Here is a 13,724-nt window from a genome sequence, read left to right on the forward strand (position 1 = left end):
CATGCGTATCCTCGTAGCCGAAGACGATAGCAGATTATTAACCCAACTTGATGCGTTCCTTCAGCAAAATGGCTATAGCGTAGACCTCGCAGATAATGGTGAGCACGCGCTTTTTCTCATTAGAGAATATAGCTATGACTTGGCTATCGTCGACATCGGCATGCCAAAGCTAGACGGATTTGAGGTTATACGAAAAGCCCGTCAAGCTGATATTTCCTGCCCTATACTCATTTTAACTGCTAGAGATAGGTGGCAAGAGAAAGTAGAAGGCCTTGATGCCGGAGCCGATGACTACCTTACCAAACCCTTTCATAACGAAGAGTTACTTGCTCGAACAAAAGCACTAATTCGACGAGCTTCAGGACAAGCGAACCCAACCATTCAGTTCGGCCCTATCTCGCTGGATACCGTTAGTGAAGAACTATCGTTAAACGGTCAAGCTCTGGATCTAACAGCTTACGAATACAAAGTCATGGAGTACCTTATGCTTAACCCGCAAAAGGTCATCTCAAAAACAGAGCTAACCGAGCACATTTATGACCAAGATTTCGATTTAGATAGTAATGTCATAGAGGTTTTCGTTGGAAGACTGCGGAAAAAGCTGGACCCGACCGGTGAGTTAAAGCCAATCGAAACCCTTCGAGGTAGAGGCTATAGGATAAATAGAAGTTTATGAGGCAATTGTCGCTACGTCTTCGGAGTATCTTTCTAGCGATTGTTCTTCTAGCGTTATTTGCGCCCTTTACTGTTGTCATTTTAGACGAGGCATATACTGATAGCCTTACGCAAGCCAAGATGAGTGAGCTTAGGTTGATGAACTTAGGTCTGTTATCGGCTTTCGAGTTAGATGGCGACCTGCCCTATATGCCTGAAATTTTATACGAAGAGCAGTTAAACCTTCCGGGATCAGGTTATCTTGGCATGATTGTGTTTCGAGACGAAGTAATTTGGCAGTCAGCCTCAGCTCTTGAATATACCTTTGCACCACCTGAGATAGACGTTGCAGTCGGTAACGAGTTATTTTTGGATTCTCATACACCTAAGTTTGAAGAAGATTCCGAGTTTTTTGTATACGCCTTTACTGCGGAATTTGCTTCAAGTAGAGACTTCGAGCCTGTTCGTTTTTATATATTTAACAATAAAGCACTTTTTGAAGCAGAGCGGAATACATTCTTAGACACGACGTGGCAGTGGATTTTCACGCTCTGTATAGCGCTCCTAATTTTTATTATTATCGGGATTAGCCTAGTACTTCTTCCTGTTAGGAAGTTAATTGACGAAATTTCACAAGCCTCAAGTGGACATAAACGCCAGTTAGAATCACGCTATCCCGTTGAATTCGATTCCTTAAAACAATCCATTAATGGTTTGCTTCAAACTGAGGCCGCCCAAAGGGCGAGATATAAAAACAGTTTAGGAGACTTAGCACATAGTTTGAAGACGCCTTTGGCAGTAGCATCGGGCACTAGCGATTTACCTACTGAGGTAAACGAAGCATTACAGCAAATTGACCGAATCATTAAACGCCAGCTGAAAAGAGCGAGTGCTGGAAAATCTGGCTGGCAACAAGCTATCTATATATTACCCATTTTGCACAAGCTTGCCGATGCAATGGACAAGGTCTACCAAGATAAAGCCCTTACTATAGAGTTTGAACTGGATGAGGATACTCAGTTTAAAGGAGACGAGACCGACTTCATGGAACTATGTGGCAACCTTCTAGACAATGCATGCAAAGCAGCGACCAATAGAATTATCGTATCAGCGTCGAAGCGTGCTGGTTGGCTAACAATTAAAGTAGAAGACGACGGCCCTGGTATTCCTGACGACAAAAAAGTGCTTTTGTTAGAGCGAGGAACTCGACTTGATACCTATACAGAAGGCCATGGAATAGGCATGGCGTTGGCGGCCGATTTAGTTTCAATCTACGAAGGTAGAATGCTCATCGAGGACAGTTCGCTTGGCGGTGCTCGTATCGTTATTCAATTTCCCAATCACGAATAGTGCTTTAAAAAGTACAACGAAGTTTGTGTATGACCGTTAAATCCTTGAGCTTTCAATTGCTCAAGTATGAAAGTGGACAGACACTTGAGTTCCTACAAAAATTTGGTGCGTATGGAAAGTGGACACACACTTAATCTTGCCCAAAAGTTTGGGGCAGACAGACACATTCTCAATTGACTGTTTAGCTAGAGACCAATGAGAGATTTTTTTAAATCGATTGAGTGTCTGTCCACTATCGACTTTCACAAACAAGTGTCTGTCCACTTTCTACTTCCACTAAGTTACGACGCAGACTTCTCACCTTCACTCGATAACAGCACAGCAAGCCACTTGCTCTCTTCGCGAGACTCTAATGCTATTTTTACCACCATGGTTAAAGGAACTGAGAGCAACATTCCAACGGTGCCTAGCAGCCACCCCCAAAATATTAACGAAAGGAATACCACGAGCGTAGAGAGCCCCATGCCCTTACCCATCAATCGAGGTTCCACCATATTACCCATGATGGTATTAACAAGCACAAAGCCAAGCGCTGCAAAACCTGCTGAGGCAGGCCCAAGTTGAACAAAGGCTATCAACACTGCGGGCACAGCAGCGATAATTGAGCCAATGTTAGGAATAAAGTTGAGCATAAACGCCAACACAGCCCAAAGCATGAAATGATCTACTCCCATCACATACAGCCAAATACCAATAATCAAACCTGTCCCTAAACTGACCACAGTTTTTATCGCTAAGTAACTGTTCACAGAACGAATAAATCTGTCGATATGCTTTAGTTTCATTCCAGGATCGGCAAGGGCAATATGTAACCGGCGGGGAATACTGTCTGCTTCAAAAAGCATGAAAATGACAGTAAGAAGAATAAGGAAAAGGTTTGAAAGTACGCCGCCCATTCCGCTAATGAAATTTGTTGCTACAGACATAGCCGTTGCTGGATCAAGGTGCGAAGCGATTAACTCTCTATTGATGTGAATATTAAATTCAGCCAATTTGGACACAACCCAGGCAAACTCTGTATCAAGCTTACTTCTATATTCTGGCAAATTTTCTCGAAACTCGGTCATAGACTGGCCAACTAAGCCAGCTAAAAGAAAACCAAAAACAACGATAAGCAGTATAACAAAAGTTATAGAGAGCCATTTAGGCACGCCAAATTTCGAAGTCCAACGTATTATTGGGCTACACGCGATCGCTATAAAAATAGAGAGAAAAAACGGTACCATGATCGTACTGGCGGCTTTAATACCAGCCATTACCACTACTAAACATGCTAAAACGATTAGAATTTTTGCTGTTGGCGAGCGTAGTTCCATTGACATTTTGTGCTACATTCCTGACTGAAACGACAACACTTTACAACGACTTATAAACAACTACAAACAAGAGACTTCAATGAACTTTAATCTTGCCACTATTAAAATTAAAAACTTAAGACTACGCACATACATCGGCATCAATGAAGATGAAATAAAAAACAAGCAGGACGTTGTTGTTAACGTGAAAATTGATTACGACGCTGAAAAAGCGACGAACACCGACGATATGAGTGATGCGCTTAACTATAAAACGATTACAAAGGCAATCATCAAGCTTGTAGAAGACAACCGTTTTTCTCTTCTGGAAAAACTTACCGCCGATGTGCTAAGCATTGCCGCAGAACATTCTTCGGTGCGCTACGCTGAGGTTGAGGTCGATAAGCCACATGCCCTTAGATTTTCTGATTCCGTGTCCCTGACACTATCTTGCAATAAGACGGGATAAGGTCATACCTCGAGGAGCTAATTGTGAACATTCTTTTGACCGGTGGAACAGGGCTGATAGGAAGCGAATTTATTCGTCAATATTCTCGAGAACATGAATTTACGGTGATTTCTCGCGACTTTACAAAAGCAAAGAGCAAATTGGGGGATAACGTCAAAATCGTAGAGAACGTTTCTTCGATAGAGAATTTTGAAAGTTTCGACGCAGTAATTAATTTAGCTGGTGAGCCTATCGCCGATAAGCGCTGGATAGACACTCAAAAGAAAATAATTTGCAATAGCCGCTGGGACATCACTTCTGAGCTAGTCTCAAAAATAAATAGTTGTGATGCGCCTCCGCCTGTTTTCTTATCGGGCTCCGCGATTGGTTACTACGGCAATCAAGGAGACAAGCTTGTAACTGAAGAAACTCCTCCTCATAACGAGTTCACCCATGAACTGTGCGCTAAATGGGAGACTATTGCCCAAAGTGTAGATCAAGCTAAGACACGTGTCGTAACGCTTCGAACTGGTGTAGTTCTCACCGAAAAAGGCGGAGCGTTAGGGAAAATGGCACTACCGTTTAAATTGGGAGCCGGAGGTACACTTGGGAGTGGTAGTCAATATTTGGCCTGGATCCACTTACAAGATATGGTGCGTGCTATCTCGTTCTTGCTCGAGAATAGTGCATGTTCTGGTGCATTTAACTTAACGGCACCGGAGCCTGTCACGAACAAGATGTTCTCTAAAGCGCTCGCAAAATCACTTAACCGACCTTGCCTGTTCAATGTCCCGGGCTTTGTTATGAAAGTAGCCATGGGCGAATCATCGACGATGATACTTGAAGGGCAAAGAGTCATTCCTCAAAAGCTCACTACCGCCGGTTTCAGTTTTGACTTCCCTTCTATCGACGAGGCGCTAAGTGGTATATATCGCGCTTAGTTGAATAACTGAAATTCGTTATGTGCCTTGTGGACAGTCACTTGAATTGCTAAGCAAGTGACTGTCCACATTTATTGCATAACATTATCGCTAGGTACTCTACTTAGTCACAGACCTCAAAAACTTCTATTCACTTTCAAACCAAAGTACTTCTCAAACTCTTAGCGAAAATCACTCATTCGTAATTAGCAGCATTTTGCTGTGAAATGCACAGTGGACAGACACTCATTTGAATTGAGTGACTGTCCACTGCCCTTAATTTAAACGGCACTTAACCAAGTGTCTGTCCATTTTGAATTAACGCGCCTTCTAAACACAAAAATACCTAAACCATGTTCCGCAGCATCTGGCTGGTATTAAGTGTAAGCAAACGCCAGCATCCAAACGCACCTAATATGCCTACAACGACAGCGCCAACACTTGGCGCTATTGCCCAGTATTCTGGGTGTAAGCTTGCTTCCATTTGAAACACAGAGGTTTGAAGTAAGTAAAGGCTCAACTCATTGGCCATTGCTGCCATAAAGCCTGCTACTACACCAATGATAACAAACTCGAAAATAACACTTTTTCTTATCAATGCCCCCTTTGCACCGAGTGTTCGAAGTATGGCTATTTCCTGTCTGCGTTCATCCATGCTCGCCTGTACTTGAGCAATCAATACTAAGCTGCCCGCTAACAATACCAGCACCAAAATAAATTCAACGGCAACAGACACTTGATCCACAATCTCTCGCAACTGATTAATTCGAGCATCAACGTCGAACATAGTTATTGATGCAAACGGCTTAAGTAGGTTGGTTAACTCTTCCTTTCTCTCGGTAGGAAGGTAAAAACTAGTAATATAAGTTGGGCTAAATGCAGCCATCGCCTCGGGGTGAATAACGAAGAAGAAGTTGGGCTGCATGGTCTGCCAATTCACAGTACGGATACTTGTTACTTTCGTTTCGACAATCTCGCTGCCCACATTAAAAGTAAGCCGATCGCCCATTTTAATGTTCAACCTTTCTGCAACGCCTTCTTCAACGGAAACCGGGAACCATCCTTCGCTGTATTGTTTATCCTCATCGCCATGCCAGTTCCCATCAATAACCTCGTTTTCGTTTTGAAGCGTGTTACTCCAAGTTAGATTTGCTTCTCTGCCTAAACCTCTTCGGCCTTCTCGATTCGGCTCATCTTCTTTAGAAACCTCGGTGTTTACCCCTTCTCCATTTACCGAAACAAATCGACCTCGGATGACAGGATAAAACTCTTCGATATCTACCCCGTTGTCAGCGAAGTGTCTGTCCAACTCTGGTTGTATGTCTGGAGTAATGTTTATTAAGAAATAGTTCGGTGTTCCTTCGGGCAGTTGCGAGCGCCATTGCGAAACCATATCGTTGCGCATTACCAGCACCACTAAAAGCAACATAATGGTGACAGAGAAGCTAATAAGCTGCACGCTGTTGTCCATCGCACGTCGCTTAATACGAGCCCATGCCAATTGCCACGCCCCCATCCTTCCACTGCCCAACTTGCGTCCCACAGCAATCAAGATGTATGTAGCGCCAAGCAGTCCAAAAACCAGCGCAGCGCCAGAAACGAAAAGAATTGCGCTAATTTTTAAATCTCGGCTATACATCCACATCAGTAAGAATATTGCACCACCGGAAGCCACGAACTGAATGCTTCTGGAACGTAAATTCGCTGATATGTCCTTTCTTAATACGCGAAGCGGGGGAACTGAAAAAAGCTGCAAAAGCGGATATAAGGAAAAAAGCAATGCACACGTAGCGCCTGTAGCAACGGCGATTAAAAGTGGTCGCCAATGCCACACATCAAGAGATACATCCACCCTATCCGCTACTAGTGAAACCACCACTTGCTGACCGATAAAACCAATAACGAGGCCGATAAATATACCAAGCCCAGTAATGAATAAAATCTGGAACAAATAGACTTTCCGAATGGTGCTGCTTGTTGCCCCCAAGGTCTTCATTATTGCCACAGGGTCAAAGTGACGTTGAGCATAACGCTGAGCAGCAACGGCAATGGAAACTGCTGCTAGTACAATTGCTAACAAGCTTGCTAACAGAAAATAGCGCTCAGCACTTGCGACAGAACGCCCTATCGCTGACTCGTCATCTTCGACTGTCCGCCACGAGTGTAAGTCGTCATTTAATTGGGGCAATAACCAGGTATTGAAACTTTCTATATCACCCGCATCACCGGCAAAAAAGCCCACATAACGAGCGCGACTTCCTGGCCCGGTTATCGCAGTTTTTTCCAAGTCATCTAAGTTAATCAGCGCAATAGGGTCGGTATTAAACACGCTAAAACCAGCATCTGGAATATCTACCAGCACATGGGTGACGGTAAAAGTTCCATCACCAATTTCGATACTATCGCCAATAGAAAGCCCTAAACTTTGAAAAAGTCTAGACTGTACCCATGCTTCGCCAGATTGTGGTAACCCTGCGGTAGCACGTTTTTCCCCGAACGGCTGGTCAGTAATATTGACTGTCCCTTTCAGTGGATAAGCTTCATTCACAGCTCGCAAATCAACAAGCGACATCTCGTTGCCTTTAAACACCATTGAGCGTGTTGCCACCTGCTTTGCCGTCTCAAGGCCCTCTTCTTGGGCTCTAGCCAACCACTCTTCGTTTATAGGATCGTCTGAGCGAAGTTGAGCATCTGCTGCAATGAAAGCCGCAGACCGAGACTTTAGTGCGCCTTGTAAACGCTCACTGAAAAGAGACAGCGACAACACTGCGGCCACAGATAGCACAATAGCCAGCAATATGATGGTCAGTTCACCACGTCTAGCCTCATGCTTGAAAAGCCGCCAAGCTAAATTAAAAGACGTCGACATCTAAACCGCCTCTTTCTTATTCATTGTGTTCGCGCCAGTTGTTTCAACTAATTCGCCAGCATTCATAGTGAGTTGCCTGTCACAATGTTCCGCAAGCTCGTTATCATGAGTTACGAGTACGAGAGTTGTGCCTTTTTCTCTATTCATCTCGAACAACAGCGCTTCGATTTTTTCACTGTTTTTGGCGTCTAGGTTGCCGGTAGGCTCATCGGCGAAAAGTATTTTGGGAGAGGTAATAAATGCTCGCGCTATGGCAACGCGCTGTTGCTCGCCCCCCGATAACTGGTTAGGAAAATGATGTGCGCGATGTTTTAAACCAACTTGCTCTAGAATATCCAAAGCTAGTGCTTTCGGGTTATCAAGCCCTGCAATTTCTGCAGGTAGCATCACATTTTCAAAGGCAGTTAAGCTTTGAACTAACATAAAGCTCTGAAAAATAAAGCCTACTTTATTTCCTCTTAAAATCGCGCGCTCTTCTTCATTCATGCTGTGAAGTGCTTCACCGTCTAAGAAAATTTCCCCTTCTGTAACTTGGTCAAGCCCTGCCAACAAGCCCAAAAGGGTTGACTTACCCGAGCCTGACGCGCCAATAATGGCAACGGACTCACCAGACTTGACTTCAAAAGAAATAGAACGAAGGATCTGCAGTGAACCTTCACTCGTATCCACTACTTTGGTTACAGCATTAGCTTTTATCATAAGAGGTCATCAATTCGTGTTTGTTAAATTTCGTTATTTGTTCGCTTTATTACTTATTCTTTTAATACCCTTTCAAGCGCTATCAGATCAAGCCGAGCAGAGCGACACAAGCGAAAATGCGGTTTTACTTATCCTAGGTGACAGTTTATCCGCGGCTTATGGATTACAGCAACATGAGGGTTGGGTCAGTTTGTTACAAAAGATGTGGCAAGACGACAACATTCCGATTGATATTGTAAATGCTGCGGTAAGCGGAGAGACCACTGACGGTGGTTTGGCGCGATTTCCTCGTTTATTAGAACAACACAATCCTACCCATGTATTGATTGAACTGGGTGGTAATGACGGCCTTCAAGGGCACAATATCGGTAAGATTAAGGATAATTTAGACTCTCTGGTAACCGTTGCAAAGGAGAGTAATGCCGTAGTGTTTCTACAAGAAATGCAGATTCCTTCTAATTACGGTAAGCGCTATACGCAAATGTTTACACAAAACTTCAATAAAGTAGCGGAAGCTCAGGACGTGCAAAAAATCCCCTTTTTCCTTGAAGAAATAGCGCTAAATAAGGACTTAATGCAAAACGATGGTATTCATCCAAATGCTGAGGCGCAGCCTTTGATCGCTAGTTTTATGGACAGACACTTAAGAAGTTTAATTCTTGACGCTCAATAATTGTGCTATTCTTATTGAGTGATTTGTTAAATGCGAGGTTTGTTTATGGACGCTTCTTCTGTTAATTCGTCTCCCGTTTCCACTGTCTTAGAATCGCCTCAGCGACCTACTCAACAGGTTGAGCCCCGTAATGTGCAAGAAAGTCGCGAGACTCAGCCTCAAAGCACACAACAGACCTCAAGCAATAACGATGGGCGTGTGGGTTCTAGAGTTGATGTGTATGTTTAAACTCCTTTTTATTGAAAACTGTTAGGGACAGACACTCGTCCATTTTTTTGTCTAGTCCTCTAGCAAGTAGAGGTGTATGAGCAAAATTAGGGAATTAAAGAGAAATTAGAAAGAATTAGAAAGGACAGACACTTACTAAATATGAGTGTCTGTCCTTTTTCTTTTTAGTCTGTTTGACGCAATGATAAATGCCTATCCGCTATTAAGCTTGAGTGTCTGTCCACGATTTTCAGTTCTAGTTATCCACTTTCGACTGAGACTCTCTATGATATTCGATTGAAAGTGCACTCATTGGAAGTAACGTCCGCCTAAAACTGTCCCAAAGACCACTTAAAATTGACGCCGTATATCTCATAATACCTTTAAATAACTATGGGATACGGATATGCCTCTACCTCGTTACAAGCAAATAAATACTGATGTTACACCTTATTATCACTGCATTTCTCGCTGCGTGAGGCAATCTTACCTTTGTGGTCGCGATGCCCGCACTGGCATAAACTATGAGCATAGAAGAAAGTGGATTCAAGACAGGCTCCATAAGCTTTCTCAAGCTTTTGCCATCGACTTATGCGCCTACGCTGTTATGCACAATCACATTCATGTGGTATTGCATATAGCAAAAGGCAGAGCTGAAGGCTGGACAATGGATGAGGTATTGCTTCGATGGAGAATGTTTTATAAATGTCCTCCCGTAGTACAGCGGTATCTAGAAAACGTTGACTCAGTAACGTCAGAAGAGCTTGCAGAATTAAAATCACTATCTGTTGTATATCGAGAGCGCCTTCAAAGCATTAGCTGGTTTATGCGCATGCTCAATGAATATATTGCTCGAAGAGCTAATAAAGAAGATGAATGTAAGGGCTATTTCTGGGAAAGAAGGTTTAGGTCACAAGCTATACTCGATGAGAAAGCACTTGCCAGCGTAATGGCTTACGTCGATTTAAATCCTATTCGAGCAAAAATAGCGACAACGCTAAGCAACTCACATCATACTAGTATCCAATATCGCTTGAACGCCAAACGCTCGAACAAAACGCCCAAATTTTTAATGCCTTTTAACGATAGTAAATACATTAAGACGGTGGCCTTACCTTTCGCACTTACCGATTATTTGCAGCTTATCACTGATACAATGCACGCGGAGCGCAATAACGATACCTACAAAACCACTAAGCTCCCTAGCCGGCTGCTAAGTAAACTTGGGATGACAAAAGAGAACTGGCAATTAGTAACCAGTAATTTTGAAACACTTTTTACAGGTCCTGTTGGCTGCCCCGAGATGATGGAGGATTTTGCGAGATGCTGTCAAAGGGCGTGTCGCCCTAACGTCACAAATGCCCAAAGGTATCTCTCGTGATCCTCTTGGCACCATTGCAATAGTGTTGGGCTAGACGTCTGCTTGGCGAGCTAGTACGTCAACTATGTCTTGAGAATTCGTTAGACGTCTAATGTCGTTGAATAAAACTTCAGCTTCGGGGTATTGTCTTTTCAGATAGCCGCACCATTGCTTAATTCGATTGGGGTAATATTTACCCTTGTCTCCAAAAATTTCGTAGCCAGAGTACTGAATCAGCAAAGCAGCCAGTTCAGACCATGGCATAGGTGCTACACCCTCTTTAATACTCAGCGCCAAATTAGGCATTGCCAATGCACCTCGTCCAATCATAAGGTTGGTACAGTCTGATTGGCTCTGACAACGCTGAGCGTCTTCAGCGTTCCAAATTTCACCATTTGCGACAAGTGGAATATCGGTGTGTTGTTTTATCTTCGCTATCCAGTCCCAATAAGCCGGTGGTTTATACCCCTCCGTTTTGGTCCGCGCATGAACAACGAGCTCAGAGGCGCCTGCTTCCGTGATTGCAATTGCGTTATCGATAGCTAAAGATTTGTCTTCAAAACCTAGTCTGATTTTGGCTGAAACCGGGATTTCTGCTGGAACAGCGTCCCTTACAGCTTTCACTATGTCGTAAAGGGTTTGGGTCTCTTTCAACAACACCGCCCCTCCCTTACTCTTATTAACTGTTTTTGCAGGACAACCAAAGTTTAGGTCAACACCTGGAGAGCCCAGCTCTATTGCTGTTTGTGCATTCTCTGCAAGCCACTGTGGGTGTTGCCCTAATAATTGAACTCGAACAGGCACGCCTGACGGAGTTTTGCCGCCATTGTGAAGCTCAGGACAAAGTCTATAAAACGTTTTCTTTGGTAACTTTTGATCGACCACTCTCACAAATTCAGTAACGCACTGATCAAAACCACCCACGCGAGTAAGCATATCTCTCATTAAGTAATCAACAACGCCCTCCATAGGGGCAAGCATTACTTTCATTGCAAACATCTCAGTTTAATAGAACATAAAATCGGCGCGGGAGTTTAGCAAAAAGCGCTTATATCAGCCAGATTTCAATACGTAGTTTTTCAACTTCTGTGACTGTCCGTTTTCAGGCATGTTTTTAAGCGGCTCTGCATCACTAATAAATAAACTTGGAGTTATGGAATATGAGTGTCTGTCCACTAGGCTCTCTGTCCTCTGGGCTCTTTCCACAGGGCCACACTATGCTCTTTGACCCATGTAAAAACTTAGATGACTTCTAATTTTATACAAAGAGGATAATCCGAGTGTCTGTCCATTCATTGCTTTGTGCATTGCTTCGTGGACAGTGCTTTTCAGGCGACTAGATGCTATTAGCCTATTCACAAGGCTATGACTGTTTAGCTATATTTTTTCCGTACTTTCAAGGCGAGCGAGTACCGCCTTTTTTTGATTATCAGTGTATGTCCGCCAATTGATAATTTCTTCAATCGTACGTTTACACCCAATGCAAATGTCGTCTTCGCTTAATTTGCACAAAGCTACACATGGGGAAATCAAGTTCATAATACTTCTGTTTTATCTAAACCGTCTTTTTTACTGTGTGCTCGTGACGCAGCAATAGCCGCCATAGTAGTTTCAGATAGTTCTTTATTTGACCATAGACAAACATGGCAACCAAAACGCGACTCAAGATATGAGGAAAACTCAGTGTCTGTCCCACAATCATATCTCACCAAATTTTGTTTTTTGCCGTCGTAGATAACCGCAGAATAAGTAAACACAAAGAGCCTCCTAAAAAAGAGGCTCAAATATACATCTAGACGTCTAAACGTTCAAGCGTCTATTTTACATAATCGAGAGCAGCGCAAATCGCCGCTACCTGAGCGTCATTACAGTTTTTGGGTGTCGCATTATCGCTATCTGGATAAACTTCTGTAGTTGTAACGTATTTGGCATCTGTCATACCTCCGCAAAGATACAACGCTTTTTTGTCGTAGCAAATTACTCCTTCACTCACCACATCTGCACCTATAATCTTTCCGTTTTCATCGGCTGGTGCGATATGCGTTACTTTCTTAACCGCTTCAATAACGGCTTTTTGAAACTCTATTTGTGGACTGGGAGTATTAGCAACCGTATAGAAACCATCAGGAATGTTCCAATTGTCATGAGTAACGCCATCCCGCGCAGCTAGCGCTGGCCTAAATTCACTGTTGTCCGTATCCGTCGTTTCATGTAAATCAATATGGAGTGTTAGAGGTAAGGCTAAATCCGACACCAATTTCATAAGCTGAGCAGACTCAGGAGCTGGCGAGTCTTTGTAAAATGAGCGATTTGGGTCTAACGCCAACGGGTTCCATCGATTTATCGTCTCATACCCCCAAGGACTTACACATGGAACAACAACTATGTTTAGTTGCTCAGCGTACTGAGACAGTTTTGTTTCTATAAACTGGAGAGCTCCCTGCACGCCACTGGTTTCATAGCCGTGAACTCCACCTGTAACAAGTGCAGACGGCTTATTAGCATCAAAACTCTTTGGAATTACAGCATATAGTGGATAGCGAGCAGTGTCATAAGGAAGTGCGCCGTACTGCTTTAAATCAAAACCTTCAGGAATAATTTTAAAGAGTTTTTTGAGGACTTCTTCTTGATAACTTCTTTTCGCATTCTGCCGTGCTTTCCATTGGGCTTTTTCTTCTTCGCCCCACGGCTCACCAGGAGTTCCAATTGGATAATTCTGCATATAACACCTCTTTTGTATTTTTTAGATCATAACAGTTCAACAAGCTCACGTATCTATCATACAAAAGTTTCTTAAAGGGTTGTGACATGAGTTCTTTACGCATTGAACCTCTGAAAAGTACTTGCGCGAAGGCGTTGACGCCTCTTTTGTAAGAATTGCAAATTCCGATGAAAATGATCGGTGTATGTCCAGGTAGATGGTTTAAAGAGGGAAAGAAGAGTGTCTGTCCACTGAAGCTTTCTTAAAATGGCTTTGCATCTATTTGCTTATAGATTTAATTGCAGTGTCTGTCCACAAAGTTTTAAGCCAGAAACAAAAAAACCAGCCGAATGGCTGGTTTTTTCGATATGGCGTCCCCTAGGGGATTCGAACCCCTGTTACCGCCGTGAAAGGGCGGTGTCCTAGGCCTCTAGACGAAGGGGACTGAAAATCTTCTTTCGAAAGCAACGCTTTCGAGATTTTCAGTAAGGCGAAGTGAGCCAGCGAACTGAGCGACCTTTCCTTACCGAAACTTTCAGTCAGAAGTT

General features: G+C 43.3%; 13 protein-coding genes and 1 tRNA gene. 6 read left to right on the top strand and 8 right to left on the bottom strand.

Annotation, left to right across the window (positions count from 1 at the left end; all coding sequences use genetic code 11):
- The first annotated feature begins 1 nt into the window (after position 1).
- Both RJ41_RS00840 and RJ41_RS00845 read left to right on the top strand, forming a co-directional pair.
- Complete coding sequence (locus tag RJ41_RS00840) at positions 2–676, top strand: response regulator transcription factor (protein WP_039216295.1); 675 nt, start codon at positions 2–4, stop codon at positions 674–676.
- On the top strand, positions 673–2,004 hold the full coding sequence (locus RJ41_RS00845) for an ATP-binding protein (protein WP_039216296.1): 1,332 nt from the start codon (positions 673–675) through the stop codon (positions 2,002–2,004). The genes RJ41_RS00840 and RJ41_RS00845 overlap by 4 nt, the downstream gene beginning before the upstream one ends.
- Positions 2,005–2,285: 281 nt before the next feature.
- On the opposite strand, the gene RJ41_RS00850 is transcribed toward RJ41_RS00845, so the two are convergent.
- A complete protein-coding gene (locus tag RJ41_RS00850) occupies positions 2,286–3,326 on the bottom strand; it encodes an AI-2E family transporter (protein ID WP_014948934.1) in 1,041 nt (346 codons plus the stop codon).
- Between the two features lie 73 nt (positions 3,327–3,399).
- On the opposite strand from RJ41_RS00850, the gene folX reads away from it, so the two are divergent.
- Positions 3,400–3,768 carry a dihydroneopterin triphosphate 2'-epimerase gene (gene folX / locus RJ41_RS00855; protein ID WP_012517852.1) on the top strand — a complete coding sequence of 123 codons (369 nt, stop codon included), beginning with the start codon at positions 3,400–3,402 and terminating at the stop codon, positions 3,766–3,768.
- Between the two features lie 23 nt (positions 3,769–3,791).
- The gene (locus tag RJ41_RS00860; RefSeq protein ID WP_039216297.1) at positions 3,792–4,688 is read left to right on the top strand and encodes a TIGR01777 family oxidoreductase; all 897 of its coding nucleotides are present in this window, start codon (positions 3,792–3,794) and stop codon (positions 4,686–4,688) included.
- Positions 4,689–5,013: 325 nt separating this feature from the next.
- Here RJ41_RS00860 and RJ41_RS00865 read toward each other — a convergent pair whose 3' ends face one another.
- Together RJ41_RS00865 and RJ41_RS00870 are read right to left on the bottom strand one after the other, a co-directional pair.
- Positions 5,014–7,536 (bottom strand): ABC transporter permease, encoded by a 2,523-nt coding sequence (locus tag RJ41_RS00865; protein ID WP_039216298.1) that lies wholly within the window; start codon positions 7,534–7,536, stop codon positions 5,014–5,016.
- A complete protein-coding gene (locus RJ41_RS00870; protein ID WP_039216299.1) occupies positions 7,537–8,235 on the bottom strand; it encodes an ABC transporter ATP-binding protein in 699 nt (232 codons plus the stop codon).
- Between the two features lie 16 nt (positions 8,236–8,251).
- On the opposite strand from RJ41_RS00870, the gene RJ41_RS00875 reads away from it, so the two are divergent.
- Positions 8,252–8,908: an arylesterase gene (locus RJ41_RS00875; RefSeq protein WP_039216300.1), complete on the top strand. Its 657-nt coding sequence runs from the start codon at positions 8,252–8,254 to the stop codon at positions 8,906–8,908.
- A gap of 613 nt (positions 8,909–9,521) precedes the next feature.
- Positions 9,522–10,496: a transposase gene (locus tag RJ41_RS00880; protein WP_039216301.1), complete on the top strand. Its 975-nt coding sequence runs from the start codon at positions 9,522–9,524 to the stop codon at positions 10,494–10,496.
- 30 nt (positions 10,497–10,526) lie between these two features.
- Here the strand turns inward: RJ41_RS00880 and dusC are convergent, their stop codons facing one another.
- The 5 genes from dusC to RJ41_RS00900 form a co-directional block, all read right to left on the bottom strand.
- Positions 10,527–11,465 (bottom strand): tRNA dihydrouridine(16) synthase DusC, encoded by a 939-nt coding sequence (dusC, locus tag RJ41_RS00885; RefSeq protein ID WP_039216302.1) that lies wholly within the window; start codon positions 11,463–11,465, stop codon positions 10,527–10,529.
- Between the two features lie 387 nt (positions 11,466–11,852).
- Positions 11,853–12,014, bottom strand: coding sequence for a DUF1289 domain-containing protein (locus tag RJ41_RS18810; RefSeq protein WP_084081744.1), 162 nt, complete (start codon positions 12,012–12,014; stop codon positions 11,853–11,855).
- Positions 12,011–12,232: a hypothetical protein gene (locus RJ41_RS00890; RefSeq protein ID WP_039216303.1), complete on the bottom strand. Its 222-nt coding sequence runs from the start codon at positions 12,230–12,232 to the stop codon at positions 12,011–12,013. The genes RJ41_RS18810 and RJ41_RS00890 overlap by 4 nt, the downstream gene beginning before the upstream one ends.
- A 59-nt stretch (positions 12,233–12,291) precedes the next feature.
- Positions 12,292–13,197 (bottom strand): M14 family metallopeptidase, encoded by a 906-nt coding sequence (locus tag RJ41_RS00895; protein WP_039216304.1) that lies wholly within the window; start codon positions 13,195–13,197, stop codon positions 12,292–12,294.
- A gap of 348 nt (positions 13,198–13,545) precedes the next feature.
- Positions 13,546–13,621, bottom strand: a tRNA-Glu gene (locus RJ41_RS00900).
- Between the last annotated feature and the right edge of the window lie 103 nt (positions 13,622–13,724).

Source organism: Alteromonas marina, from assembly GCF_000808575.1.
GTDB lineage: Bacteria > Pseudomonadota > Gammaproteobacteria > Enterobacterales > Alteromonadaceae > Alteromonas > Alteromonas marina_A.

Excerpts from the sequence above, each read along its gene's own strand:
- RJ41_RS00840 (WP_039216295.1), top strand. The coding sequence starts at position 2 with ATGCGTATCCTCGTAGCCGAAGACGATAGCAGATTATTAACCCAACTT.
- RJ41_RS00845 (WP_039216296.1), top strand. The coding sequence starts at position 673 with ATGAGGCAATTGTCGCTACGTCTTCGGAGTATCTTTCTAGCGATTGTT.
- RJ41_RS00850 (WP_014948934.1), bottom strand. The coding sequence starts at position 3,326 with ATGTCAATGGAACTACGCTCGCCAACAGCAAAAATTCTAATCGTTTTA.
- folX (WP_012517852.1), top strand. The coding sequence starts at position 3,400 with ATGAACTTTAATCTTGCCACTATTAAAATTAAAAACTTAAGACTACGC.
- RJ41_RS00865 (WP_039216298.1), bottom strand. The coding sequence starts at position 7,536 with ATGTCGACGTCTTTTAATTTAGCTTGGCGGCTTTTCAAGCATGAGGCT.
- RJ41_RS00870 (WP_039216299.1), bottom strand. The coding sequence starts at position 8,235 with ATGATAAAAGCTAATGCTGTAACCAAAGTAGTGGATACGAGTGAAGGT.
- RJ41_RS00880 (WP_039216301.1), top strand. The coding sequence starts at position 9,522 with ATGCCTCTACCTCGTTACAAGCAAATAAATACTGATGTTACACCTTAT.
- dusC (WP_039216302.1), bottom strand. The coding sequence starts at position 11,465 with ATGAAAGTAATGCTTGCCCCTATGGAGGGCGTTGTTGATTACTTAATG.
- RJ41_RS18810 (WP_084081744.1), bottom strand. The coding sequence starts at position 12,014 with ATGAACTTGATTTCCCCATGTGTAGCTTTGTGCAAATTAAGCGAAGAC.
- RJ41_RS00895 (WP_039216304.1), bottom strand. The coding sequence starts at position 13,197 with ATGCAGAATTATCCAATTGGAACTCCTGGTGAGCCGTGGGGCGAAGAA.